We start from the raw sequence: 25,151 nt of genomic DNA, 5'->3' as shown, positions 1-25,151 counted from the left end.
CGTTTGTTGGATTTATGGGCAAAAGATAGTGAACTTTGAAACTAGAAAATTACTTATCTATTTTAAAACTATAAAAAGGAGTTTTATGAAACGATTACTTGCCGCTTTTTGTGTTTTGACGGCCTTGGGGGCAAACGCCCAACGAGCAGAGTGGGGATTAAAGGCGGGATTACAGATTTCGCAGCTCAGAGGAGATGATTTTCTTGGGCGTCGGGTCACGTCAAGCTCGGCCACACCCGAAACCATAACCACCCAAGGAAGTAGCAAAGCAGGCTACGTAGTAGGTGCGTATGTACGCAGCACAGAAAATGTTTTTCTACAAGCCGAAGCTTTGCTTTCTGTTAAAGGAGGTGAAATAGAATCGACAGGAAGCACGAATAAAACTTCCATTCAATATGGGCAGTTGGATATTCCGCTTTCGTTAGGCTACAAACATAAACGTTTGGAATTTACGGGTGGACCGCTCATTTCGTTGCAATTGTTTGACGACAGTAACCTCAAAAATTTCTTGTCGCAATATTCTTCGACGCCCCTTACGTTTTCGCCCTATCGCACCTATGCGTTTGGCTACCATGCAGGGGTCGCGCTCAATCTGAACAAACTTTCGATTGGCGTACGTTATTTGGCCAGCATTCAAGGCGTAAGCGATATGTACATTGCATATGCTGTGCCTGGCGAAGCACAATTGCGAGATAGTCGTTTTCAACAACGCTTCAGCGGCTTGCAACTCACAGCTTCTTACCGACTGACCAGATAAGACGGTAGTTCTTCTACCTTCAACCAGCGCCCCACTATTTTTTTGTCTCGGTCGAGCAGATAGATGGTGGGGTATTCTATGACCCCCAGCTTATAAAACTCAATTGAGCGAGCTGCATCTCTGACGTTGACAAAATTTTCAGTTTGAAATTGATTGATAAATGCCTTCCATTGTGCCTCGTTGGGGTCGAGTGTAATGGCTACCACCTTCATTTTATTGGCGTATTGTTTGGCCATTGTCACCAACGCTGGCGTAGCCTCTCGGCAATGTGTACAGCCTGGGTCATAGAAAAACAATAAAGTGTAATCGCTGTGTATATCTTCCCAATGCAACGCCTTTCCGTCCACCATCGAGAGAGGTATTTTAGGAAATGTGTTTCCGATAGCAACGTTGGCCTTTATGAATTTTAGTTCTTTTAATCGCTGTAAAGTACTCGCATCCCACAATTTTGTATCGTTTTCCACATAGTTATCCACAATTTGTTCGAAAAGCTGGTCAAAATCTGGATTAGATGTTAATTCAACCCTTTGGGCAAGCCCACCGATGATGTATTTGCGGAGTTCGGTTGTTCCTTTGGTTTTCTGAATAAGACCCTCTATTAACTTGCGGCGGTGCTCTTTTTCAAATTGAGGAAGCGCTTTCAAAAATCGGTCAAAGCGTGCAGGAACAGTGGAGGTATAGACCATTCGTTCGTCGAAAAGAAAAGCGTTATCAAAAAAATGCTCCCACGCGTAGTTTCTCAAATACAGAGAATCTTTGGCCGATAATTTCTGAACGGGCAAAATGGGTAAGTTAGGTTCTTGGTAACTTTTCAAAAAACGTGTACTCAAGTAGGTAGGGTGTTTTTGATAAAGTGAATCGACAAAATCCTTCACTTGTTGATTGAGTTCTTGAAAACGATTTTTCCAGCGCGGATCCGAGTCTTCTTTTACCCCCATACGCTGACGCTCCGCCAATGCCGATTGGTAGCGCCGCCGTAGTTCTCGTTGGTAATCAAAAAACAGGGTATTTTCGGGGGAGTTTTTAAAACGAATACTGGCAATCAGGTCTTTATAATCGGCTTCAAAGAAAAACTGTTGTGTCCCCGTCACAAAAATATCTAGCCCTCGACCTAACCCCACAATCCGACAAACACCTTCGGGAATGGCATCGGTCTGCCAAACTACACGGCCGTCGGCGCCCAAAATAGCAGTATCTACGGGCATTTGTTGTCCTGCAAAATACTGCGCCAAAATCAGCCGCATGGGTTTTATATTGGCAATTTTAGCTTCTATTCGTAGTTTTTTTTGAGCAAAAGAAGGTTTCCAACTTGCCAAAATGACAATACAAGCACAAAGAATCCAACGGTTATTCGGCATATTTTTGAGTTTTGACAAATGAAGGCAAATGTTGTGCCATAAAAAAAGCAGTAAACAACTGGTCGATGAAAACCTTCTGTTTACTGCTTTGATGAGTTATCCCTTTAGACCTTCCAAGTTTTTGAAACTTGGAAGGTCTAGCCAATATTAGTCATTCTTGGCGCCGCCTTGCTGACCTGCTTTAGGTGGTTGCGCTTGTTGAGCTTCACGCATTGGGTTGCTGCCACCACGTTGAAAACCTCCGCCTTTGAACATTTGGAAACGCGTTGGTTGCGCTGGTTGACGTGGGAAGCTGTTGCTTTCTTCGTCGATGTCCGCAATCTCACGATATGGATCCAATGTCCACTGAACCACTTTTTTCTTCGTCGTTACTACTTTCGACACTTGTTGGTCGTTCAAACGCCAGATTTCCGCTGGGAAGCGAGCTACCGAATCAGTGCCGTCCTCAAATTGCATCTTCACAATCACGGGCATCGGCAAACCACCTTTGTTCTTCACTTTTAAGGTATAGAAATTCATACCTGATTCGACCAACTTACGCTCGTCGGGTGTTAAACTTGCCAAGTACGTTTCGTATTTCTTCTTGTCAGCGTCCGTTACTTTGTAAGGGTCGTACGAGTTGTAGAAATCTTTCATGTCAGGATTTTTCTCTACCACCGATTCTTTGATGAAGTCTTTATCACGCTGACGAGCCACGGTATTACGCTTGTCTTCAGCTTCTTTTTTAGCGCTTGATTTTGTAATTTCTGGATTTTGCGTGTCGAGGGCAAACCATTCTACTTCCACCAAATCTTGGTCAACGGGCTCAACACCGTAGAACCAACCTTTCCAAAACCAATCCAAGTCCACGCCCGACGCATCTTCCATCGTACGGAAGAAATCAGCGGGAGTTGGGTTTTTAAATGCCCAACGACGTGCGTATTCTTTAAACGCATAATCAAACAATTCACGCCCCATGACGGTTTCGCGCAAGATATTCAAGCCCGTCGCAGGTTTGGCGTAAGCGTTAGGCCCGTACTGCATGATGTTGTCTGAGCTCGTCATGATGGGTACCAAATTTTCGGTTCCTTGCTTCATGTAATCAGTAATGTACTGAGGCTCACCACGACGCGTTGGGTAGTCTTTGTCCCATTCTTTTTCGGTCAAGTACTGCACGAATGTATTCAAGCCTTCGTCCATCCATCCCCACTGACGCTCGTCAGAGTTGACAATCATTGGGAAAAAGTTGTGGCCTACTTCGTGAATAATTACCCCAATCATTCCGTATTTAATTCCTTCCGAATAGGTTCCATCGGGCTCAGGGCGTCCACCGTTGAACGAAATCATCGGATACTCCATCCCACCGCCGCTCGCGTGGCACGAGTACGCTACTGGATAAGGATAATCAATCGTATATTTTGAGTATGACTTAATCGTATGCGCCACCACCATCGTCGAGTATTTACCCCAAAGCGGGTTTCCTTCTTTTGAGTAAAGCGACATACACATTACTTTCTTGCCCGCTTGGTCGATTTGCATCGCATCCCAAATAAACTTACGGCTCGTAGAAAACGCAAAGTCACGAACGTTATCCGCTTTAAATACCCACGTTTTCTTACCCGTTGGCTTGCCTTTTTCTGCTTTTTCGGCTTCCTCTTGGCTCACAATCAACACAGGGCGCGTAGCTGATTTAGCCTGCTCCAACCGCTTTTGTTGCTCCGAAGTCAAGACCTGAGCAGCGTTTTGCAATTCTCCCGTTGCTCCTACGATGTGGTCGTTAGGCACTGTCAAAGCCACTTTGTAGTTTCCAAATGTCAAGGTAAATTCCCCTTGGCCCAAAAACTGCTTGTGTTGCCAGCCGTTTACGTCATCATAAACGCACATACGCGGAAACCAGTGCGCAATGAAGTAGTTAGAGTTTCCATCTTTTGGAAAAAATTCATACCCTGCACGACCGTAGTATTCGTTGATGAAGTAGTTCCAATCCACCGAAAACGCGTATGATTGGCCTGTTTTAATACTCGCAGGCAACTCAATGCGCATCATGGTGTTGTTGATGGTATATGCCAACGGCTTACCCGTTTTTGCATCCTTCACCGCCGTAATTTTAAAATCATATTCTTTATCACCCGCCACCGTCGTACGTACCGAGCTTGGCGCATTTAGTCCACGCACAGCGTTTGACGACATTTGCGGCTGAATGCTATTGTGCTGCGAAAGGGCATTGATCGACCCTTTGGCAAACAAATTTTGGTCAAGTTGTAACCACACAAACTTCAACTCATCGGGTGAGTAGTTGTGGTACGTAATGGTTTCGGTTCCTGTGATTTTGCGTTGTTCATCGTCCAATTCGGCTTTGATGTCATAATCGGCGCGTTGTTGCCAAAAGTCTTTTCCAGGTGCTCCCGAAGCCGTACGTGTCGTATTTGGGGTGGGGAGTTGAGCGCCTAATTGCTCAAAACGTGAATTGGCATGGTAGTTGGCCGCAGGGGGTTGGGCAAATAATAAGCCCGTACTGAGCATAAGCCAGTAAAAAATAAACTGTTTTCTCATTGGTACTTGGTTGTTAGTTGAATAGTAAAAATAAGGTAAATCACTCAAAATTAGGTCAAGGCATAGACGCGTAGGGGCTTTTTTGCGACATTATTCCACTGGAAGTCCCATAAGGGTACGAAATAGCTCATTGTTAAGAATCAGCGACAAGGCCATTCCCGCTACAATCCCCGAAATCAAGTGATTCCATGTGAGGCGTTTTAACTTAATGATTTCGACAAACAAAGAGGCAATTCCCAATGCAATAGCCACAATGACCAATTGTCCCAACTCTAAGCCTAGATTAAACGAAAACAAGGGCATGATAATGCTCTCTTGCTCACCCAACAAGCTTCGCAAATAGTTGGAAAATCCCATGCCGTGAATTAAGCCAAAACAAGCCGCGAAGATGTACCGCAGTTTGGGGGATTTTGGTTCGCCGAGGCTATTATCTGAGAAATTGGATACCGCTGTGGCAAAAATGGTGATGGGAATGAGAAACTCAATGATGTCGGAACGGTACGTAATCAGCTTTAACGTTGCCAATGCCAACGTTACCGAGTGGCCTAGCGTAAAGGCCGTAATCAGCACCAGTACTTTTTTCCAATCGCGAAAAGCGTAAATGGCGCACAAAGCCACTACAAACAAAATGTGGTCGTAACCGTTGGGGTCGGTGATGTGGTCAAACCCCAATCCAAGGTAAATTTGGAAATCAGACATGAAGAAAATGGTTGGTTAGGTGTTGATAAAGAAACTGAATAAAAGGCTAATCGGGCTACGGTGCTAGAACATAAACTCCGTCCACATTTCGACCATATCCTTCATAATCAAGGCCATAGCCAAGCACAAAACGATTTTCTATTTCAAAAGCAGCGTACTTAACACTTAGTGGCGTTTTGAGGGCTTTGGGTTTGAACAACATAGTTGCTACTTGAATCGACTCGGGGCGCTGGGCCGAAAGTTGAAAGAGAAGCTTGTTCATCGTAAGTCCCGTATCGACAATATCCTCGACGATAATCACGTGACGGTCGCGAATGGGTTCTTTCAATCCCAATACTTCCGTTACTTCACCCGTCGATTGGGTTTTTGAATACGACGATACACGTACGAAGGTAATCTCACACGGAATCGTCACACTTTTCATCAGCTCGGCGGCAAACATAAAAGCTCCGTTGAGGACGACCACAAAAAGAGGGTTCTTGTCTCGGTAATCTTCGTTAATTTCGCGCCCCAACTCCGCAATTCGCTCTTCGAGTGGTTGTTTTTCGATAAATGGAACAAACTTTTTGTCTTTGACCGTCAGCATGATAAAAAAATATTAAAAAAAACTTAAAAAATGGCAACTTTGATAAACTGTAACGAGAAGTTGTACGTTAATATCCACAGCAAATATAATAGACCATGAAAAAGAACATCTTAAAATATTGGATATTCGGTATCATTGGATGGGTACTTTTGGGTACTACTACCGCCAATGCCCAACTTTATGCTTCCTCCGACTTTGATGGCAAGTACGATATGTTGCTGTCGAACCCAGGCGTACAAATCGAAGCTACTGAGGCCATTAACAAACTTTATAACTTCAAATTTGCCGAAGCAGACGCCGAGTTTCGTTGGTTGCGCTACCGCTATCCGTACCATCCCATGCCTTATTTTTTGATGGGGTTGGCAGAGTGGTGGAAAATCGTCCCTAATACCGAAGACACTCGCTACGACGACCGCTGTTTGGCGTTGATGGATACTTGCATTACGTTGGCCGAAAAACTGTACGATGCGCGCGAAAACAAAATCGAACCTTCGTTTTTCTTAGCCGCCGCGTATGCCTTCAAAGGGCGGATTCACTCAGAACGGAAACACTGGTCACGGGCTACTTTCGCGGGGAAGAATGCCTTGAAATACATGGAAAAATGTGAAGGGAAAAGCGATCTAAGCCCAGAATTATTGTTTGGCGATGGGTTGTTCAATTACTTTGCGCAATGGATTCCTGATAACTATCCGCTGCTAAAACCTATCCTTTGGCTTTTCCCCAAAGGCAATAAACAACTTGGTATTCAGCAACTTGAAAAAGTAGGAAACAACGCCTTTTACACCCGAACGGAAGCACGGTATTTCTTACTACAGATTTACAGCTACGAAAATCAATACGCCAAAGCGTATGATTTAGCAAAATACTCGTGGGAAACTTATCCTGACAACCCCTATTTTGAACGCTATTATCTCCGCTCGGCTTTTGTACGGGGAAACACCGCCGAGGCAGAAAAATCCGCCAACAGTATTTTGTCCAAAATCGACAAAGGCATGGCAGGCTACGAAGCTGTAAGTGGGCGAAATGCAGCTTACGTTTTGGCATATTACTACAACAACTATCACCGCGATATTCCAAAAGCCAAGGAGTATTACTTGCAGGCTGTCAACTATTCAATTCAAGCCAAAGCGTTTACGTCGGGCTATTATTTGTCGTCGTTGATTGCCTTGGGCAAAATGTCGGAAACTGAAAAAGACTACGAAGCAGCGAGAGAATATTACAAAACAGTGATAGACCGAGGGGAGAAGAAATCAAGCCAAGTCAAAGAAGCCAAAGACGCCATTAGTCAACTCAACAAATCACGTCGGGAAGAACGAAGAAAGCGGAGGGATTAAGATAGACAGTAAGTGGCGTCAGAGACGCCGTACCATATCGTCCCGACTGGATGTCGGGACGAGCTAATTCTAAAGAATCACCAGTCCTTCACGGCGGTAGCCTAAAAACTGCGGTGCATCAGCAGGCAAGTCAGTCACCAAATAATCAATATCCGATAACTCACACACTTGAAGTTTTTGGGTACTTCCCAGTTTTTCGCTGATGGTCACCACGGCGCTTCGCTTAGACGCCTTTATCATGGATTTTTTCACCTGAACCGCCTCTAAATCTGTATCCGTAATACATTCGGTATCAATGGCATTGGTACCCATGATGCACAAATCTGCCTTGATTTCATTGAGACGGCTAATGACTTCGCCTCCCACGCTAATCTGCGAATTTTTAACCAGCGTTCCCCCCAAAAATATCACGTCAATCGTCGGGTGATCGCACAACTGAAGGGCGGTTGTCAGGCTTATGGTAAAAAAAGTAGCTTTTAAATCGACAGGAAGTAGGCGCGCCAGTTCCCGTACGGTCGTTCCACCACCTAGAATAACAAACATTCCGTCTTCGATAAGGGTCGCGGCTTTTTGCGCAATGACCGTTTTTTCCGATAAAGCATAAGTCGTACTCGGTGCATAATCGTAATGGTACGATTTTGACAAGGCCCCACCATGAACCTTCACCAGTTCGCCCGCCTCCGCCAGTTCATTAAGGTCACGGCGGATAGTATCCTCCGAAACGTTCAACATCAATCCCAAATCGGCAGACAATATCCGATTGTGAAGATTGATTTGTTTCATAATGAATGCCTGTCGTTCTCGCTTTAGCATTTGGGTTTGAATTGGGTGCATAATGGTTCAAAAAAATATAAAATCAAATCCGCAAAAAGTTGCAATAAAATTAGAGACATTTTTTGATTCAGCTCAAATTTTCGCCAAAATCTTAATTTTTTTTCATTTTATTCTACTGATACAAATATTTTTCACCAAACAAATGACGGAGTTTGCTGTTTTTATTGTTTATTTATTGCGGTTTTATGCCGATTTTAAAAATAAACCTTTAATTAATAACTTATGCTTCACAACAATTACGGCCAAATCATTCAGAACCGTTTTCGTTCTGAACTCATGCGGACGATTGTGGCAATTGTAGCGATTTGTTTTTCGCTAAATGGATGGGCCCAATCGTACGCCGTCAAAGGAAAAGTAACTGACAACAATGGTCAGCCTATCCCTGGAGCTACGGTACAAGTAGCAGGAACTTCGCTCGGAACGACTGCCAATGTAGAAGGAGATTTTTCGCTTAATGTAAGTGGTAATGTAAAAATTACGTTCAGCGCGGTAGGCTACAGCACAGTGACACGGGAGGTTTCTTCGAGCCAATCTATCGTCAATGTTTCGCTTCGAGAAGACCAAATGAACCTCGACGAAGTTGTCGTGACGGGTTCTACCATTCGGGCCGAGCGCCGACAACTCGGTAACGCAATTACGACGATTAAGGCGGATAACCTCGAAAAAACAGGCTCACCCAACCTTGTAAGCGCCCTGCAAGGGAAAATCCCAGGCGCACAAATCACCCAAAACTCAGGCGACCCCGCAGGAGGAATTACGGTACGTTTGCGCGGGGTGAAATCCATCCAAGGAAGTTCTGACCCGCTGTATGTCATTGACGGTGTAATTATTAACAACGAAACATCACCTGCTTCTCAGTTGGCACTTTCGCTCGGCAACCAAGCGCCAAGTACTGCGCTCGGTACCAACCGTTTGGCCGATATTAACCCCAGCGACATTGAGTCTTTAAACGTTATCAACGGTGCTGCTGCTGCCGCTCAATACGGTTCGCGGGCTGCCAACGGGGTAGTGATTATCACCACCAAGCGTGGAAAGTCGGGGGCGCCAAAAATCAACTTTACCACGAGCTTTTCTTCCAATGAGCTTCGCAAAGGTGTTTTCATTTCTACCTTGGGTAAACAATTTGGTTTCAAAGACTTACGCCTTCACACCATTGGCGTAATTAGTGCTGCACAAAGCGCCGCCAACCCTACCATGACGACCACGGGCATCGTTCGCGACGGAGCCACTTCTTTGTTGGCCTCTAACTTGGTGGACGTAACGCGTTACAACTATTTTGATCAAATTTTCCGTACAGGTTTTGGCAACGACAATACGCTTTCGATTTCGGGCGGAACGGATCGTACGCAGTATTTTGTGTCGGCATCTTACATGAAAAACGAAGGCATTGTCAAGGGCGTCGATTTTCGTCGGGCGAGTTTACGGGCGCGCGTTGACCAACGTCTTAACAATTGGGCAAAACTATCGGCGGGCTTGAATTATTCAAATAGCTTTTCCAACGAAAAAGCCAACGGAAACGTGTTTTATAGCCCGATAAACTCGGTAACTATCACCAACAACATCTACGACATTACCCAGCGCGACGCCGCAGGTAACTTGTTGGCGGTTGAGCCTACCCGCGTCAACCCGCTCACGACCGTAGAAACCATGAAATTTACGCAAGCCGTCAGCCGTACTATCGCTGATGCTCAGTTGAACCTTACGCCTGTCAAAGGTCTTGGCATCGACTGGGTTGTTGGGGTGGACACTTACGGGCAGTTGGGTAAAAACTACATTCCGCCGTATCCTTACCAAGCCGTGGCTGGTCTTCCTGCCGAGCGTTATCCTGATGGTTTTGCGGCCAACGCCAACAACAACGTGACGCAGTTTAACAGCGACATCAACGCTACCTACGAAACCGAACTTAGCAGTTCTCTCAAATTAAACGCCGCTGCTGGTTTCAACTACCAGTTCTACCAGTCGGATTTTACCCGTGCCAGTGGTTTGAACACCGCGCCTTTCATCGAAACCGTCAGCGGAACTGCTAGTACGACCGTCACGGCAGGTTATGGCCTCGACCGTTACAATTTGAGTGGATTTTTTGTACAGGCGACCTTGGGTTACAAAAACTTAGCCTTCGTTACGGCTGCCGTTCGCCGCGACCGTTCGTCGAAGTTTTCTCCGAGCGAAACCAACCAGACTTATCCTAAATTGAGCGGTAGTTTGGTCGTTTCTGACCTTGAGTTTTGGAAAAATAGCAATTTGGCCAACGTTTGGGATGGCTTCAAACTTCGGGCGTCGTACGGACAAGCGGGTAACTTGACAGGAATTGGAAGTTACAGCCGTTTTTGGCAGTTTAGCCCAGTGCCTTTTCTTGGCAAAAACACCATCATTCCTGGCGCTACATTGGCCAACCCTCGCGTACGTCCTGAACGCATGGACGAAATCGAAGTGGGTGCCGACCTTTCGTTCTTGAAAAGCCGACTCAATTTGGGAATTTCGGTCTATAACCAACAAATCAAAGACTTGGTAGTGAACCGTGAATTAGCTCCTTCAACGGGTGGAACGGGTATTGTGAACAACGTAGGAACGATGGAAAACAAAGGTTTTGAGATTAGCCTCAACGCATTAGCAGTGAAGAAAAAAGATTTCTCAGCCGATTTCACCGTTCTTTACAACCAAAACCGCAACAAAGTATTGGATATTGACCAAGGAAACCCATTGATTTCAACACTTACCATTGGCAACTCGGCGGGCGCTCCTGTTTTCTTGATTGAAGGCCAACCTGCCAGCGTATTCTACGGTTTCCCCTATGCTCGTAATACCGACGGAAGTTTGTTGTTGACCAAACAAAATCTTCCACAACGCGAAATGGGTACTCAAAACACGACAGATCCAACGCAATATACCGTTAGCCGTGCCGCCGACGGACAACCTTCGGGGGCATTTGTTCGTACAGTGATTGGTAATCCAAACCCCAAATGGACAGGCTCCTTCAGTGGTAATTTGACGTACAAAAAACTTGGTTTACGTTTCTTGTTGGATGCGGTTCAAGGTTTCCAAGTGTTCAATGCCGACAAGCGTACGCGCAACAACGTGGGAATTGGCGACATTGCCGAAGCAGAAATGTTGGGAACTTTACCTCGTGGTTACGTATTTTCGTTGGTCAACATCGAAGAATACCGCGTTGACGAAGGAGGCTTTACCAAATTGCGCGAATTAGCCCTTACGTATCAGCTTCCTAAATTCAGGGGAATCAGTAATTGGAGTGTATCGCTCGTGGGTCGTAACTTGATTTCGTGGGATAAATACAACGGTTTTGACCCCGAAACAAACGCAGGTAACAACAGCGACATTTTGCGCGGGGTGGACTTCGGAAACGTCCCTATTCCACGTACTTACCAGCTCCAGTTGAATTTATCTTTCTAACGCGAAACCTGTACTTCAATGAAAAAGACGATATTATATACACTTTTGGTGGGAACGATGCTGACGGCCACTTCCTGCGACCAAGAATACCTCAACCCGAGTGCCGCCAGCGAAACCCAAGTAACGACCGACATCAACGGGCTCATTACGCTCTGCAATGGTCTCCAATACCGCTACTCAAGCACCCGTGCGGGGGTTCTTTACACGGCCATTACGGCAAGTGGACTTTCTACCAAAGAACTCACGGTATTGAACGCAGGAAATGGAGATGAAGAGCAACTTCGGATTGGAGGAGCAAACGTCACTCCCAACAACGGTATTTTGCGCAACCTTTGGGCGCAAAATCAATTGGTAAAAGCCAATGCAGATCTTGTTTTAAAAAGCGTAGCTACGGTATCTGGTGATGCTGGCACAAAAAGTGGCATTACGGCCTACGCTTCTATTTTTAGGGCATTGGCGTTGGGAACTATCGCTCAATTTTGGGAAAAACTCCCTATTTCCACAGGCGATAATGCAGTGTTTGTCACGCGTGATGAAGCTTTGAAAGAAGCCATTCGCACGCTCGAAACCGCCGCTACTACGCTTACTGCTACGCCCGTTTCTTCTACTTTCACTTTACGTATTGTCGCAGGGGTAGATTTAGCCAATACCATTCAAGCGTTGATTGCGCGCTATAGCCTCATGGTAGGCGACAATGCCAAAGCTTTAGCCGCAGCGAACAAAGTAGATTTGACCAAAAAATCATCGTTTAACTTTGACGATGCGACTCAGAATCCCATGTTCTTCAACACTTTCGGAAACCGTAACGTTACAGAACCTGTTAACGCCACGCTAGGTTTACCCGAAGCACTTCGCCCCGTTGCCGCCGACAAGCGCTTGGCATTTTACTTGTCAAATCCAACGGGAGTCGCCAGTGGAGGTATTAACTTAGGTCGCGCCAGTTTTTTTACCGCCAACAATGCCGCGATTCCTGTTTATTTACCAGGTGAAATTCAGCTAATCAAGGCCGAAGCAAGTGCACGTACCAACGATTTGGTAGGCGCAACGACCGCTTTAAACGCCGTTTTAACCAAAACGACCGATGCGTGGGGCATAGGAGCGGGGCTTCCTGCTTACTCGGGTGCCAATACCGCCGATGCGCTCCTGACCGAAATCTACCGTCAACGTTGCATAGAGTTGTTTTTGTCGGGATTAAAATTGGAAGATAGCCGTCGTTTTAATCGTTTGGCTCCCGTTGCGGGCAATGCCGCTTCGCAAGTAGAGCGCACCCGCACGTTTTATCCGTATCCGTTGATTGAGAAAGATAATAACCGCGCCAATACGCCTGCTGATCCTGCTATTTAGGACGAATCACAGATTTTTAGATTCGTCGGGTTGTGAGCAACCCTCTACACAGAAAAGCCCTGACTCATCATCAGGGCTTTTTTGTGCTATAACGGCTAACTACTCCATTACTGCAACATCAAATAGGCTTTGATAAACTCATCCAAGTCACCGTCCATTACTCCCTGAACATCAGAGGTTTCCACACCCGTTCGGACGTCTTTTACCAATTTGTAAGGGTGCATGACGTAGTTACGAATTTGAGAACCCCACTCAATTTTCTTTTTGGAAGCTTCCACTTCGGCGCGGGCCGCGTTTCGTTTTTCTACCTCAATTTGGTACAATTTCGATTTCAACAAACGCATGGCCAAATCGCGGTTGAGGTGCTGACTCCGCTCTTGCTGGCACTCAATCATCAAGCCCGAAGGTCTGTGACGAAGCCGAACGGCTGTTTCCACTTTATTAACGTTTTGTCCACCAGCTCCTCCCGAACGGTACGTATCCCATTCAATATCGGCAGGGTTTACTTCGATTTCGATGCTATCGTCAATCAACGGATACGCATACACCGAAGCAAATGATGTGTGGCGGCGGGCGTTGGAGTCGAACGGCGAAATACGCACCAAACGGTGTACTCCGTTTTCCGATTGCAAATAACCATAGGCTTGCGGCCCATCTATCTGAATCGACGCCGACTTAATCCCTGCCCCGTCTCCCTCTTGGTAGTCTATTTGGGTTACTTTATAGCCGTGTTTTTCGGCCCAGCGTACGTACATCCGGTACAGCATATCCGCCCAATCTTGGCTTTCAGTACCACCTGCCCCCGAGTTAATTTCGAGGACTGCATTGAGCTGATCTTCTTCGTTAGAGAGCATTTTTTTGAGCTCGACCTCTTCCAACACCTTCAATAAGGCTTGATATTCGGCTTCAACCTCCGTTTCGGTGGCTTCGCCTAGCTCAAAAAATTCTTGAAGTGTTTCCAAGTCGCCAAGGCGTTCTTCTACCGATTCATATCCTTCGGTCCATCCTTTCAAGCCCCGAACCTCCTTCATGGTTTGTTCGGCCTTGGTATTGTCGTTCCAAAATTCAGGTTGGTTCTGAATTTGTTGTAATTCTGTTAATCGTTCTTTCTTAGTATCGTAGTCAAAGATACCCCCTCAAAGCCGAAACGCGGGCTTTCAAGTCTTTCAACTGTTCTGTGGTCATCGAATATTTATTTCAATTTATTATTTCTTCACGATAACCCCATCCGCTACAAACGTCAATTCGCGCTTGGCTTCAGTGATTTTCGCAATTTCTTCCTTACTTTTTCCTGCATCCTCAGCATAGTGTTGCAATTCAGCAACCGAAGTTGTCTTCATTTTGGCTTCGCCGTCAATCACGACAGTTTTGCCCGCAATGTCTTTGGGGACAAAAAAACCATAGTCTTTGAACGACACACGCATGGTTTGTCCGTCGGCAGTTTTCACTTTCATCCAGCAGCCTTTTGCTTGGCACACCGACTCCACCGTACCAGTTACTTTGGTCGTCATTTTTTCTTTGCTTCCCATTTTCTTAGGAAGTTCAGTCGCCGCTACGGCTCCTTTATCGCTGATTTTTTCGCCAAAATAGCTATCACTTTGCGCAAATGCTCCCAAAGCAAATGCGGCAAACAAGGTTGTTAAGAGTACTTTTTTCATGGTAATTCTAGTCGATAAAATAATTGATGAAATGACAAATTTTCTTCAAAACTATACAATTTTTGGTGATGTTGGTTAAAAAATCCCTTCAAAAAAGTCTATATCTTTCTCTGCCTTAGGAATTTTGTAACCTTTCAAAAACTCTTTTAAAACCAACTGACTTCCAAACGCTTTTACATCATTTTTAATACTGGCAGCCTCACTTTTAAATTCTCTAATGTCCTGCTCAAGCGATAGACGGAGTCGGTGAATATTGCTCACAATGTAGTCAGGTTTACCGCTCATTTGAGCAACCTTCGAAATCATAGTTTCTAGCTCATAACTCAGTTCTTCAGCCTGTTCGCGTAGGAGTTTATTGTAATTTTTCAGGTGGCTTTCGGCCATATTTTCAATGTGATTTTGGTCGATTCGATCAAACTCCAACTGCAAACGCAACAGCCCCAATAAATCATTTTTTTCGTATGCTTCCGTAACGCGGTGCATGATTTGAGTTTTGCGTTCGCGTTCGTCGGCATCGGGCTCACGATCTGGGTGAAAAGCTTTGACCAAATCCATGTAAATTGTCCGCACTGATTTGGTAATATTGCGAGCTTCCAACTCTTTCTTTTCTTCTTTTTCTTGCTGCTTTTTACTTTTCGGACGTTTGGCTTTTCGTTCTTCAGCTTGGCGTTGCTCTTGCTCAAACTCGTCTTGTTTTTCAGCGATTTTTTTGTCCATCAGCTCCTGAAGCTTTTCAGGATTTGTTATATCAATGTCTTCATCGATTTCAATGCCAAACATTGAAAAAACCCCCTTTAGCTGTTCGGCCGCTAGTTCGTTGACTTGCTCGTTTTCTTCTTCGTACGATGTCTCGTTGTATTTATCGTAAATCGGAATCAACTCCTCCATGCCGCCGTATTCAATCACATCGTGCGCAAGTTCACAAATGAGGAACGTGAGTTTTTTCTGTTCTCTTTTTTTGAAATAACCAGAATCGTGCGCGCGGTCAAAACACTTCACCAACTCTGCTTTCTGGACATAATATTCTTTCCGAACGGGGGTCAGTGCCACGTGAAGACGTTGGTTTACTTCATCGACTCCAGCACGATACTCGGCAATCTCTTGTTCCAGCTTTTCTATCTTTTTGATGAGTCGGTTAAACTCCTTCTGAACTTTTGATTGTTCGGTTTTCTCTTTAGTGATTTGAATAATCTTTGCCATCAGTCAAGGGAAGAATGAGGTAAATTTTTAACGACTCAAACTGTTAGGGTGTTGTTTACGAAGCACCAACGAAATCAATAAAATAGGCATTACGACGAGCATCAACGTAAACCGAAACTCATCAAAAATGAAACTTGAAGGCTCAAGTTTATCTATGTCGGCCAGTTTTTGTTGAAAACTTTCATTGCCCCATACTTTTATCGCTTCCGCTTTGTTGACCAACAACGATTGGCGTAAAATACCTTGGTAGTGGGTCAATGCTTTTGGGGAAAAGTAAAAATACAGGCTCGATAAATAGCCACACACCAACGCACCCGTAATCCACACTACGTAGCCAATCGAGATTCCTTCCCACATGTGTAGGTAGCCTTGCCCGACCTTCTTACGGTAATACCAAGTGGCAGCAGCAATGATAATGGTAAAAAAACCGACGTCGAGCGCTCGGCTTGTGCTTGAGAATTTTTCTAGGCTCTGAACGAGCAAAAAGAACAAAAAGCAAACCACGCCTGCAATTATTCCAAAGAATAACGGGAGCTTGAGCAATGGCTTATTAAAGAAGTTAATCACACTTTTCATAGGTTATCCACAAAGTTATCCACATTTTTCCACCAATCCTTGGTTGATAACATAGACGGTTTTGCCTTTAAATTGAGTACCAAAAAACGGCGAATTCTTTGATTTAGAACGAGTTTCCTTAAAAATCCATTCCAAATCGGGGTTAAAAATGGTAAAATTGGCTACGTTGGCTTCCGAAATCGCTACTGAAGGCAAACGTAGAATAGCACGGGGCTGATGGGTAAGTTTTCCTATCAGTTGATCCAGCGGTACTTGGGTATTGTAGGTGTTGAGTACTGCAAAAGCCGTTTCTAACCCGATAATTCCAAATTCGGCCAAATCAAACTCCAAATTCTTAGACTCTTCATCTTGGGGATTATGATCCGACACCACAGCGTCGATGGTGCCGTCGGCCAATCCTTCCCAAATCGCTTCGATATCCGATTGTGCTCTAAAAGGTGGGTTGACCTTGTAATTCGTGTCAAAATTCAGCAAGGCCGAATCGTCAAACGCAATTTGGTGCGCTGCCACGTCACAAGACACGGGATAGCCCTTGGCTTTCGCCGCCCGAATCAGTCCCACCGTAGTCGCCGTCGAAATCGTCGAGAAGTGTAAGAGGGGAGCTTCACTTTTAATGCCCATGTATTCGAGCATTTTTAGGTCGCGCATGACCATAAGTTCTTCCGCAATGGTGGGAATCCCCCTCATTCCGAGCAACGTACTCACTTCACCTTCGTTCATTTGCCCAAACACGGTCAAATCGTAATCTTCGGGGCGATTCATCAACACTCGGTCAACCTGTTGCAAATATTGTAACGATTTCAACAGAATATGCGTGTTGTAAATAGGGTGCGAACCATCCGAAAAAGCCACCGCCCCCGCGTGCGACAGGTCAATCATTTCGGTGAAATCTTTCCCTTCACAGCTTTTTGTAACCGCACCAATCGGGTGAACATTCACCACTTGTCCCAAAGCCCTGTGTTTGACGTACACAAGGGTATCTTTCGAGTCGAGGGCAGGTTTGGCGTTGGGTAATACTGCAATGTCAGTGAAGCCACCTACAGCTGCGGCTGCACAAGCCGAGCGCAAGTCTTCTTTTTGCTCATACCCTGGGTCATACGCATGAACGCGCATATCCACCCAACCAGGTGAAATATGCCAATTTTCGCCTTCAAGTACTTGGGCATTGGCCGCCTCAATGTGGTCAGCAATCTGAGATATTTGGCCATTTTCTACCAAAATATCTTTTATTTGCCCATTGTAAGGCGAGTGAGTATCAGTAATTTTTACAGAACGAATCAGTAACATTTTTTTATCAACTTTCTTGGCTCCCCGTTGGGAATAGGGCTAAAAAAAAGCCCCTTTCGGAGCTTGTTCTTATTCGCCAATCAATTCTTTATAGGCTTCTACAGAGAGTAAGTCATCGGTTGAGCCAGTTATTTTAACACGAATCATCCAACCTTCACCGTAAGGATCAGAGTTGACCAAATCTGGATCAGCTTCCAAAGCTGCATTAAATTCAAGAATTTCTCCTGAAACGGGCAAATAAAGGTCAGAAACGGTTTTTACGGCTTCTACTGTTCCAAATAATTCACCTTCATTGATGGTTTCGCCAACGGTGTTAATGTCAACATAAACAATATCACCCAATTCTCTTTGGGCAAAATCAGTAATACCTACAACGGCAGTACCGTCGCTTTCAAGGCGAATCCACTCGTGGTCTTTGGTGTACTTAAGCTCTGCTGGAAATGTCATGGTTTGTTGAGGCTTTTCGTTTTGGCTGCTAAATTAGGGGATTCACCCCTTAAATCAAAAACCAATCTTAATAAGCCCCCAATGAAGCATGTCCAAAAATGACTTTGAGTTGCAAAACAAGAGAATAGCCTACTCCTTGTCTTTGGTAGTATGGGTAATAAATTTCCTTTCTAATGAAACAATTATACGCTGTACTATTCGGGCTTTTTTCGTGTGCCGCCCTTGGCCAAACGCCTTTGCGCCGCGCCGAAAGTTATTTCGGCTTGCATTTTGATTTTCATGCGACTTTGCAAGACACTCTCATCGGTAAAACCCTCACCGACAAGATGATAGATTCACTTTTAACAAAAGTGAAGCCCGATTTTATTCAAGTAGATTGCAAGGGGCACTCAGGGGTTACGAGTTATCCAACCAAGGTAGGAAACCCTCCCAAGCGGGTCGAAAAAGATATTTTAAAACTCTTTCGAGAAGTTACCCTACGTCGAGGCGTAGCGTTATACGTTCATTACTCAGGTGTGTGGGACGACGAAGCTGTTAAATACCATCCCAATTGGTCGCGGATTGATTCAGAAGGCAAACCAGACCGCCAAAAAGCCTCGCTCTGGAGCGCTTACGCCGATAGTTTACTCATTCCACAGTTGAAAGAAATTAGCGATTATGGCGTCAACGGCGTATGGGTCGATGGCGACTGCTGGGCAACCAATCCCGATTATTGCCAAGCTGCGATCGACGAATTTCGGTTTATCACAGGCATCCAAGACATTCCCCGAAAAAAAACCGACCCTCATTACGACAAGTGGTTGGAATTTCACCGCGATGCCTTTCGTCGGTACGTCCGCAAATATACCGATGCCCTCCACGCTTACAACCCTCGTTTTCAGGTAGCAAGCAATTGGTCTTTTTCGGCCATGATGCCCGAAAAGGTCGATATAAACGTCGATTTTTTATCGGGCGATACCGAACCCCTCAACGGAGCCAACCAATCGGCTTTTCAGGCGCGTTGTTTGGCACCTCAGGGCAAACCATGGGACTTGATGTCGTGGAGTTTTGGGTACGGATGGGAAGACCAAGTAAAATCACCCAAAAACGCCATTCAACTTTCGCAGGAAGCCGCCCAAGTGATTTCAATGGGAGGTGGTTTTCAAGCCTACTGGACCCAAGAACGCGACGGAAGTTTGCCTACTTTTTCGTACCAAACCATGAGCGACTTGGCGAAGTTTTGCCGCCAACGGCAGCCTTTTACCCAGCAAACCAAGCCCATCCCGCAAGTAGCCTTGCTTTACTCCAATGTGGGGTACAAAAGTCAGCTAACGACCGTTTACAACACTGGCGATGGCAAACAGCAACCCATGATTGGCACCCTCAATGCGCTATTGTACAGCCAATTGCCCACCGAAATTTTGCAAGAACATCACCTCCGTGGTCGTACGCAAGCCTATCCGCTTATCGTCATTCCTGAATGGAAAAAAATCGACGAAACCCTCAAAGATGAGTTAATCGAGTACGTGCGCCAAGGCGGAAATTTGCTCGTTATTGGCAGTGAAACCGTCAAATTGTTTGAAGTTCCATTAGGCGTTCGTCTTGGTGCTTCCACCCAAACCATTTCCAATTGGGGATTTGGCCAACTTCTGACGGGTACCAAAGCTACGTTTCGGCCTTTTGAACCACTTTCGGGTACTCAGACGTTTGGTCAATGGTTTTCGGGAGGCGACCTCCGTTTTGGGGAAGGCCCTGTTGCTTCCATCACTTCTTTTGGAAAGGGGAAAATCGCGGGCATTTATTTTAATTTTGGAGAACAACATTTTAAGCGCGAAACCTACGTCGGAAGAGACTTTTTAGGTACATTGGCCAAACAATTGTTTCAACCCCAAGTAACCGTGAGTGGCTCAAAGTACGTGAATGTGGCACTCAACCAAAAACAAGGAACTACTTACGTAAACCTCATCAATATGGCAGGAAACCATGCCAACAAAGCCATCCATGCCAGTGACGAAATTCCTTCGTTATCAAACTTAAAAATAACCGTAAAAGCGCCCGTTCGCCCCAAACAAGTCATGCTTCAACCTGAAAATAAGCCGATTCCGTTTGCGTATAAAAACGGAGAAATTACCTTTACCATAAGCAAATTAGACATTCACTCCATCGTCGCCATCAAACCATGATTTTGTTACAAGCTTCTTCCGATTGGGCCGCCTTTATTGGACGTTTTCACCCTGTATTGGTACACTTACCCATTGGATTTTTACTCCTAGCGGGGCTGCTCGAACTGGGACGCTTGACCAATAAGGTAGAAGTAAAAGACTCGACGATTTCGTTTATTTTGTTTTGGTCAGCCATTGGAGCTACGGCATCGTGCATTGCGGGCTATTTGTTGTCTTTGGGAGGAGGTTATGAAACCGAACTGCTCGAAGAACACAAATGGCAAGGGATTTGGGTGGCCGTTGCTTCGTGGATTGCGTGGGTTTCTAAGACCGATTTGTTGTTTCAAAATTTCAAATTGGGTGGGCTTTTGTACCTTCCTGCCTTGGCAATAGGCGGTCTTTTTACAATGGTCGCAGGGCATCATGGCGGTTCTCTTACGCACGGGGAGGGCTATCTCACCCAAGAAACACCCGAACCCTTTCGGGCGTGGGCGGGCATGGAACCCAAAACTGAAAAAAGGAGCGATGAAATTAAGCCCATTGCCGACGTCAACAATGCCTTGGTTTATCAAGACATCGTCAACCCTATTCTAAAAACAAGGTGTGTTCAGTGCCACAACGCAAAAAAATCCAAGGGCGATTTGCGAATGGATGAAATAGAATTATTGAAAAAAGGGGGAGAAAATGGTCCCGCTTTTATTGCAGGAAAATCCGAAGAAAGTGAACTCATTAAGCGCTGTTTGCTCCCACTAGAAGACGAAAATCACATGCCACCCAAAGGAAAAACCCAACTTTCGGAAGGGCAAGTGGCTATTTTATCTTGGTGGATTGACCAAGGAGCGCCCGTGGACAAAAAAGTGGCAGAACTCAAAACAACCGATGCCGTTAAACCCGCGTTGGCAGCCCTCAGCAAACCACAGTCTGCCGAAGGTAGCGCATCTACTTCTAGCCAAAAAGATGAATTAGCCTCTCTTAATGTCTCCGCTCCCAATGCCAACGACATCGAAGCCCTCAAAAAAGTAGGCGTTTTGGCTACTCCCATTGCCACAGGCAGCCATTTGTTAGACATCAACGCCGTCAATGCTAGTACCCTAACAGATAGCCAACTTGCACTTTTGGAACCTCTTAGCGAACAAATCGTTTGGTTAAAACTAAACAATACTCGTATCACCGACCAAGCTGCAAGCATCCTCAGCCAACTCAAAAATTTACAAAAATTACATCTTGAAAATACAGCTATTTCAGACGCTTTACTCCAAAAAATCAAGGACTTACCTCGTCTAACGTACCTCAATTTAGTGGGTACAAAAATCACCGGCCAAGGACTTAAAGAACTCGCAGCTGCTAAAAAATTGACCAGCCTTCACCTTTGGAAAACCAACGTAACTGAAGCAGGCGTGAGCGCTTTGAAACAAGCCAATGCTGCTTTAGAAATCACCACAGGTATTACCGAGCAACAAATTGCTGAGTTTGTCAAGGTGGGTCAAAGCGCTCCCAAACCCGAGGAAGTCAAGAAAAAATAATTATTCGTTTAAAATTGCCACAACACGCGCGGGGGCGGCCGATGCCCCCACAATTTTAAGCGGAAATACACACACTTTAAAGCCCGTTGGCGGCAATGCGCCTAGGTTGACCAGTTGTTCGATGTGACAGTATTCCTTTTCTCGTCCCACTAGGTGCGCTTGCCAAAACAAATCACGATTGCCCGATTCTTTCGCTTTTTGAATCATGTAGCGCATGGGTAAATCCCAACCCCATTGGTCAATACCCATTACTTTGATTCCTTGGTCAATAAGCCATTCGGTCGCCTCTTTGCTCATACCCGTTCCTACGTCCGCAAATTGCTTTGTTCCATTGAATTTATCGCGCCCTGTTTGGATGAGTACAATCATACCTGCCTGCAAAGAAATATCTTTCGTAGTTAGATATTCTTGTATATCCTGCAATGTAATGATATCAAAATCTGCTTTGTGAGTCATATCAATAACCACGCCGTCGCCGTAGCACCATTCCAATGGTATTTCATCAATGGTTTTGGCAGGCTGTCCAGCCACAGTTGGGTAATAATGCCAAGGCGCATCAAGGTGCGTGGTCGCGTGAACTCCCATATGTTTAATAGTGTCATCTGCCCAGCCGACAAAATCCTTGGGGAACAGTCGGAAAGGTAAACCGAGAAAGCGAATCAGCCACCGAGCGGCTTTATGAGGTTTATGTTTAATTTTTACCCGCATAAACCAAGGGTCTTCGGCATTAAAGCGAATTGGTTTGGAAAGGTCTATAATTCGTGGCATATCAGTGAGAAACGTGTTTTTTTCGGGTTCGATATTAAGCATATTTAAGGTTTTTTTTAAAGATTAGTCGTTTTTATTTCTTTGCAATTTCCTATAAAAAAGCCTTAATTTGGGTTGAGTTTTCATTCTTTGCTTTACCTCTTACATTTTTATTGATGAACCCCCAAGATTCGTTCAGAATCGTCGTCTTAGGTGGCGGCGAAAGTGGCGTTGGCGCGGCCTTATTGGCTCAAGCCAAAGGTTTTGACGTATTTTTATCGGATAAGGGCTCCCTTACCGAGGAATATCGGGGTATTCTAGCTGCAAATAATATACCATTTGAAGAAGGCAAACATACCGAAACTATTATTCTTTCGGCAAAAGAAGTGATAAAAAGTCCAGGTATTCCTGACAAAGTGCCGTTGATTAAAAAATTATATGAACAAGGCACACCCGTTATTTCTGAAATTGAGTTTGCATCACGTTATACAAAAGCGAAAAAAATTGCGATTACGGGCAGCAATGGTAAAACAACAACGACTTTATTGATTTATCACCTTCTTAAATCAGCAGGCATCAATGTTGGATTAGCTGGAAATATCGGTGAGAGTTTCGCCAAACAAGTCATCGACGATACCTTCGACTGGTTTGTGCTCGAACTTAGCAGCTTTCAGTTGGACAATATGTACGAGTTCAAAGCTGATGTCGCGGTTTTACTCAACATTACGCCCGATCATCTCGACCGTTACGAATATACTTTCCAAAAGTACGTCGATTCCAAATTTCGTTTATTACAAAATCTCCAAGCAAGCGACGATTTTATTTATTTCATTGACAACGAACCTATTGCCCTCGAACTTGGCAAGAAATCATTCAATGTCAACCACTTACCTATTTCTTTCTTGAAAAAAGAAAAGAATGGCGGTTTTTTTCAGGAAGGAATTTTGCATCTCACTCGCAATACACGTACTTTTGATATAAACGCAAACGAGTTGCCCATCAAAGGACCTCACAATGCTATAAACGCGATGGCCGCAACCTTGGCGTCTATGGCAGTAGGATTGACCGATGAGCAAATCAAGAATGGATTGCTGACATTCCAAAATGCGGCCCACCGCTTGGAACCCGTAGCCGAAATCAACGGAATCAGTTTCGTTAATGATTCGAAAGCCACCAACGTCGATTCCGTTTTTTATGCGTTAAATAGCTTTGATACCCCTATAATTTGGATAGCTGGCGGACTTGACAAAGGCAACGATTATACCCAAATCGAACCTTTGGTACGCCAAAAAGTAAAAGCCCTTATCTGTCTGGGCAAAGATAACAGCAAACTTCTCTCGTTTTTCGCTTCTATTGTCCCCGTAGTCATTGAGACACAGGACGTTAAAGAAGCGGTACAGTACGCGCTGTCGTTTGGTCAACCAAATGACGTCGCCCTTCTATCTCCAGCATGCGCTAGTTTTGATTTGTTCAACAACTACGAAGACCGTGGTGAACAGTTCAAAGCGACTGTACGAAGTTTTATTTCCTAACTCACATTTAGAAAGATGAACAAGAACGAGATGAACACGGGGACGATTCGCCCTTCTACATTAGAGCATTGGGACAATATCAAAAATTGGTTGAGTAGAAACCTCAAAGGCGACGTCGTCATTTGGGTCATTGTTGCCATTTTGTCGCTTGTGAGCTTATTGATTGTTTACAGCGCTACGGGTACACTCGCGTATCAACGTGGAGGTGGTTATCCAGAGGCATTTTTATTCAAACACATTTTTTATACCAGCATGGGGCTGTTTGTGATGTGGTGGGTTCACCGCGTCAATTACACCTACTTTTCTCGTCTTTCACGAGCGGCACTTCTCATTTCTATTCCTTTGTTGATTTTAGTAAAAGTAGCAGGGGTTACCATCAACGGCGCGACGCGTTGGTTGGCCATTCCTGGGACAGGTTTTACTGTTCAGCCAGCCGATTTTGCCCGTTTAGCCCTTATTGCGAACCTCGCTGCGATGCTCGCCAAACGCCAGCGCGTTGAATACAGTTGGCAGGTATTTGGTAAAATGATTTTGTGGGTAGGCATTATTTGTTTTTTCATCGCCCTTACCAGTACCTCTACCGCCGTATTGCTTGGACTATCTTGTTTTTTAATGTTCTATATCGGACGAGTTCCTGGTAAATACCTAATGGCTATGATTGTTGCCATCGGCCTCACTGGTGGACTCGGACTTGTGGCTGGTCAACGACTTGAAACAGCGATTGGACGTATTGAGCGTTTCCTCGACAATGACGAATACCAAGCAAAACAAGGGTTTATTGCCATTGCCAACGGCGGAACTTTCGGCCAAGGACTTGGCAACAGTCACCAGCGCAATTACCTTACCCAAGCTTATTCCGATTTTATTTATGCCATTATCATCGAAGAATATGGTCTTGTCGGAGGGGTTTTTATCATGTTTCTCTACGCAATTTTACTTGTGAGGGGCGTCCAAAATATTGGAGGTACCAATCGAGCCTTCGGCGGGCTATTGTCCGCAGGGCTCACATTAAGTATTGGTTTACAAGCATTTACTAATATGGCTGTCGCTGTAGGGGCTTTCCCAGTTACTGGCCAACCACTACCTCTTCTCAGTATGGGAGGAACATCTGTATTCTTTACCTGTATCTCGGTCGGAATCATCCTCAGTGTAAGCAGAGGTGAAACAGACGAAAGTACTATTTAAGAA

20 protein-coding genes are annotated in these 25,151 nt (G+C 45.0%); 8 read left to right on the top strand and 12 right to left on the bottom strand.

All coding sequences use genetic code 11. From position 1 onward, the window contains the following. Positions 1-85 precede the first annotated feature (85 nt). Positions 86-757, top strand: a complete 672-nt coding sequence (locus K339_RS0103495; RefSeq protein WP_028522373.1) for an outer membrane beta-barrel protein — start codon at positions 86-88, stop codon at positions 755-757. Here the strand turns inward: K339_RS0103495 and K339_RS0103490 are convergent. From K339_RS0103490 to hpt, 4 genes are all read right to left on the bottom strand, one after another. After that, on the bottom strand, positions 739-2,115 hold the full coding sequence (locus tag K339_RS0103490) for a TlpA family protein disulfide reductase (protein ID WP_157607462.1): 1,377 nt from the start codon (positions 2,113-2,115) through the stop codon (positions 739-741). The genes K339_RS0103495 and K339_RS0103490 overlap by 19 nt on opposite strands. A 147-nt stretch (positions 2,116-2,262) precedes the next feature. After that, a complete protein-coding gene (locus K339_RS0103485) occupies positions 2,263-4,647 on the bottom strand; it encodes a M1 family metallopeptidase (protein ID WP_028522371.1) in 2,385 nt (794 codons plus the stop codon). Between the two features lie 90 nt (positions 4,648-4,737). Next, positions 4,738-5,346, bottom strand: coding sequence for a HupE/UreJ family protein (locus K339_RS0103480; protein ID WP_028522370.1), 609 nt, complete (start codon positions 5,344-5,346; stop codon positions 4,738-4,740). 55 nt (positions 5,347-5,401) lie between these two features. Further along, complete coding sequence (gene hpt, locus K339_RS0103475) at positions 5,402-5,932, bottom strand: hypoxanthine phosphoribosyltransferase (RefSeq protein ID WP_028522369.1); 531 nt, start codon at positions 5,930-5,932, stop codon at positions 5,402-5,404. Between the two features lie 95 nt (positions 5,933-6,027). On the opposite strand from hpt, the gene K339_RS0103470 reads away from it, so the two are divergent. Next, positions 6,028-7,266: a tetratricopeptide repeat protein gene (locus tag K339_RS0103470; protein WP_028522368.1), complete on the top strand. Its 1,239-nt coding sequence runs from the start codon at positions 6,028-6,030 to the stop codon at positions 7,264-7,266. 69 nt (positions 7,267-7,335) lie between these two features. Here the strand turns inward: K339_RS0103470 and K339_RS0103465 are convergent, their stop codons facing one another. Then, positions 7,336-8,079, bottom strand: a complete 744-nt coding sequence (locus tag K339_RS0103465; protein WP_037299170.1) for a DeoR/GlpR family DNA-binding transcription regulator — start codon at positions 8,077-8,079, stop codon at positions 7,336-7,338. 243 nt (positions 8,080-8,322) lie between these two features. On the opposite strand from K339_RS0103465, the gene K339_RS0103460 reads away from it, so the two are divergent. Both K339_RS0103460 and K339_RS0103455 read left to right on the top strand, forming a co-directional pair. Beyond that, positions 8,323-11,508: a SusC/RagA family TonB-linked outer membrane protein gene (locus tag K339_RS0103460; protein WP_028522366.1), complete on the top strand. Its 3,186-nt coding sequence runs from the start codon at positions 8,323-8,325 to the stop codon at positions 11,506-11,508. Positions 11,509-11,526: 18 nt separating this feature from the next. Continuing rightward, positions 11,527-12,852 carry a RagB/SusD family nutrient uptake outer membrane protein gene (locus tag K339_RS0103455; protein WP_028522365.1) on the top strand — a complete coding sequence of 442 codons (1,326 nt, stop codon included), beginning with the start codon at positions 11,527-11,529 and terminating at the stop codon, positions 12,850-12,852. A gap of 107 nt (positions 12,853-12,959) precedes the next feature. On the opposite strand, the gene prfB is transcribed toward K339_RS0103455, so the two are convergent. The 6 genes from prfB to gcvH all read right to left on the bottom strand — a co-directional run bounded on the left by prfB (position 12,960) and on the right by gcvH (position 18,020). After that, positions 12,960-14,037 (bottom strand): peptide chain release factor 2 gene (prfB, locus tag K339_RS0103450; protein WP_157607461.1). Its coding sequence is split into 2 segments (ribosomal slippage): positions 12,960-13,976 and positions 13,978-14,037, totalling 1,077 coding nucleotides; the frame shifts between segments, so codons are not numbered across the junction. Between the two features lie 20 nt (positions 14,038-14,057). Then, entirely contained in the window at positions 14,058-14,510 is a 453-nt protein-coding gene (locus K339_RS0103445) for a DUF4920 domain-containing protein (protein ID WP_028522363.1), read from the bottom strand. A gap of 75 nt (positions 14,511-14,585) precedes the next feature. Beyond that, entirely contained in the window at positions 14,586-15,710 is a 1,125-nt protein-coding gene (locus K339_RS0103435; RefSeq protein ID WP_028522362.1) for a hypothetical protein, read from the bottom strand. Between the two features lie 27 nt (positions 15,711-15,737). Next, complete coding sequence (locus K339_RS0103430) at positions 15,738-16,286, bottom strand: DUF4199 domain-containing protein (RefSeq protein WP_028522361.1); 549 nt, start codon at positions 16,284-16,286, stop codon at positions 15,738-15,740. Between the two features lie 15 nt (positions 16,287-16,301). Next, positions 16,302-17,573 carry a dihydroorotase gene (locus K339_RS0103425; protein ID WP_028522360.1) on the bottom strand — a complete coding sequence of 424 codons (1,272 nt, stop codon included), beginning with the start codon at positions 17,571-17,573 and terminating at the stop codon, positions 16,302-16,304. Between the two features lie 69 nt (positions 17,574-17,642). After that, positions 17,643-18,020: a glycine cleavage system protein GcvH gene (gene gcvH / locus K339_RS0103420; RefSeq protein ID WP_028522359.1), complete on the bottom strand. Its 378-nt coding sequence runs from the start codon at positions 18,018-18,020 to the stop codon at positions 17,643-17,645. A 173-nt stretch (positions 18,021-18,193) separates the two neighbouring features. Between gcvH and K339_RS0103415 the strand changes: the two genes are divergently transcribed. Together K339_RS0103415 and K339_RS0103410 are read left to right on the top strand one after the other, a co-directional pair. Beyond that, positions 18,194-20,182 carry an alpha-amylase family protein gene (locus K339_RS0103415; RefSeq protein ID WP_028522358.1) on the top strand — a complete coding sequence of 663 codons (1,989 nt, stop codon included), beginning with the start codon at positions 18,194-18,196 and terminating at the stop codon, positions 20,180-20,182. Then, positions 20,179-21,684: a c-type cytochrome domain-containing protein gene (locus K339_RS0103410; RefSeq protein WP_028522357.1), complete on the top strand. Its 1,506-nt coding sequence runs from the start codon at positions 20,179-20,181 to the stop codon at positions 21,682-21,684. Before K339_RS0103415 ends, K339_RS0103410 begins: the two co-directional genes overlap by 4 nt. On the opposite strand, the gene K339_RS0103405 is transcribed toward K339_RS0103410, so the two are convergent. Continuing rightward, complete coding sequence (locus K339_RS0103405) at positions 21,685-22,494, bottom strand: cyclase family protein (RefSeq protein WP_229598688.1); 810 nt, start codon at positions 22,492-22,494, stop codon at positions 21,685-21,687. It abuts the gene before it with no gap. Between the two features lie 113 nt (positions 22,495-22,607). On the opposite strand from K339_RS0103405, the gene murD reads away from it, so the two are divergent. Both murD and K339_RS0103395 read left to right on the top strand, forming a co-directional pair. Continuing rightward, positions 22,608-23,963, top strand: coding sequence for a UDP-N-acetylmuramoyl-L-alanine--D-glutamate ligase (murD, locus tag K339_RS0103400; protein ID WP_028522355.1), 1,356 nt, complete (start codon positions 22,608-22,610; stop codon positions 23,961-23,963). 15 nt (positions 23,964-23,978) lie between these two features. Then, entirely contained in the window at positions 23,979-25,148 is a 1,170-nt protein-coding gene (locus tag K339_RS0103395; protein ID WP_084332096.1) for an FtsW/RodA/SpoVE family cell cycle protein, read from the top strand. Positions 25,149-25,151: the final 3 nt, after the last annotated feature.

The sequence above is a fragment of the Runella limosa DSM 17973 genome (assembly GCF_000482465.1).
GTDB lineage: Bacteria > Bacteroidota > Bacteroidia > Cytophagales > Spirosomataceae > Runella > Runella limosa.
Note: the sequence above shows the minus strand (reverse complement) of the source record. Positions and strands in the feature narration are given on the sequence as shown.